Origin of the sequence: Streptomyces sp. A0958, from assembly GCF_004795035.1 — a bacterium.
GTDB lineage: Bacteria > Actinomycetota > Actinomycetes > Streptomycetales > Streptomycetaceae > Streptomyces.
The window spans coordinates 1-1,730 of sequence record NZ_SSBK01000088.1 but is presented as its reverse complement, the minus strand read 5'-3'; the positions used below and the strand labels follow the sequence as shown (position 1 = coordinate 1,730).

1 protein-coding gene and 1 pseudogene are annotated in these 1,730 nt (G+C 69.1%); both read left to right on the top strand.

Annotated features, from left to right (window positions below):
• Positions 1-125, top strand: a pseudogene (locus E6P78_RS32425) (IS630 family transposase); the annotation flags it as partial.
• A gap of 920 nt (positions 126-1,045) precedes the next feature.
• Positions 1,046-1,552: an ATP-binding protein gene (locus E6P78_RS32415; RefSeq protein ID WP_136207191.1), complete on the top strand. Its 507-nt coding sequence runs from the start codon at positions 1,046-1,048 to the stop codon at positions 1,550-1,552.
• Positions 1,553-1,730: the final 178 nt, after the last annotated feature.

The window sequence follows — 1,730 nt, the reverse complement described above, 5'->3', positions numbered from 1 at the left end:
GGGACATCCGCCGCTGGATCAACGAGTGGAACAAGAACCCCAAGCCATTCGTCTGGACGAAGACTGCCGACGACATCCTCGACACCCTCGCCGCATACTGCACACGAATTAACGACTCAGGACACTACTGCCGCCCGGGCATCGACGGCGCCCTCGAGAAGGGCGGGGTCGAGGGGCAGATCGGCTACTTCCGCCGCAACCACTTCACTCCGGTGCCGGAGGTTTCCTCGCTGGCGGAGCTGAACGAGATGGTCGAGCTGTGGGACCTGCACGACGGCCGGCGCCGGATCGGATCGCGGCCGCGGACCATCGATGAGCACTACGCCGCCGAACAGCCGCTGCTGATGCCGCTGCCGGAGGAGCCGTTCGAGACCGGCCGGGTGTTCACCCCCAGGGGCGACCGCTACAGCCAGATCACCGTCCGAACCAACCGCTACTCGGTGCCCGTCCGCCTGATCGGCAAACGCGTCCGTGTCGTCCTGCGCGCCTCCCACCTGGTGGTTTGCGACCACAACGTGGAAGTTGCCCGGCACGAACGACTGATCGCCAAGCCAGCTGCCGTCTGGAGCTGGACCACTACCTCGAAGTCCTGATCCACAAGCACGGTGCCTTCCCCGGCGCCACCGCACTCGAACATGCCCGCTCGGCGGTAAGTTCACTCCGCTCCATGACGCCTGGTGGGCTCAGGCCCGCAAGGTCCACGGCGAGCGGGACGGCACCCGGGCCCTGATCGAGGTGCTGCTGCCGGCCCGGCACATCCCCCACGAGCACCTGGTCGCCGGGCTTGCCACCGCCCTACGGGTCGGGGCCCTGACCTCGGACGCAGCCACTCTGGAGGCCCGCAAGACCGCCCAGACCGAAGACGAGCCGCCCGTCGCCGCCCTGCCCGCCGGCACCTCCGGGTCGGCGACGGTGACGTTCCTGCACGAGTGGCGCCTTGCCCACCCTCCGCCGGACACCAGGCCGCTGCCCTGGGTGACCCCTATGACCAGTTGCTCCGACGCCGCCGCGCCAGCGGCGGCACCAGCCGAGAGGGAGAAGCACAGTGATCCTGCCCCGCCGGCGAGGCTTGGCCGAGCAGGCCGCCGACGCAGCCATCGACACCGCCTGCCGCCTGCTGCGGCTGCCGTCGATCCGCAACGAGTTCCCCGACGTCGCCGACCGGGCGGTCAAGGACCAGATGACCTACCGCGGCTTCCCCGCCGATCTGCTGATGACCGAGTGCGACGACCGGGCCCGCCGACGCTCTGAGCGCAGGATCAAGGCTGCCGGCTTCCCCAGGGAGAAGTCGCTGCGGACCTTCGACTTCGACGCCAACCCCAACATCGACCCGGCCACCATCCACACCCTCGCCGCGAGGAGAAGAACAGCGTTGCCATCGCCTCCAAACGAGTCCTTCGGCGGCTGGACGAAGACCTTCACCGATCCCCGCCTCTGCGCGGCCATCGTCGACCGTCTCACGTTCAACGGCACGATCATCGAGACCGGCACCGACTCCTACCGCCTCGCCAGCACCCGCGCGCGAGCGGAAGCGCCGGCCTCGGCCAGCTGAAGCCACCTGATTCGGCTGGGCAACCGCCGCCCTCGCGGGCGGCCGTCCCATCCCCTCTCTGTCAGCCTTGGGTGAGACATCCCGCTCTGTCGGGTTAGCCTGAGAGGGCACGACAGGAGAATCACCCCTTATGACCAGCACCGAACCGGCCGGGTCCGACCCGGCGCCGAGGCCGAAG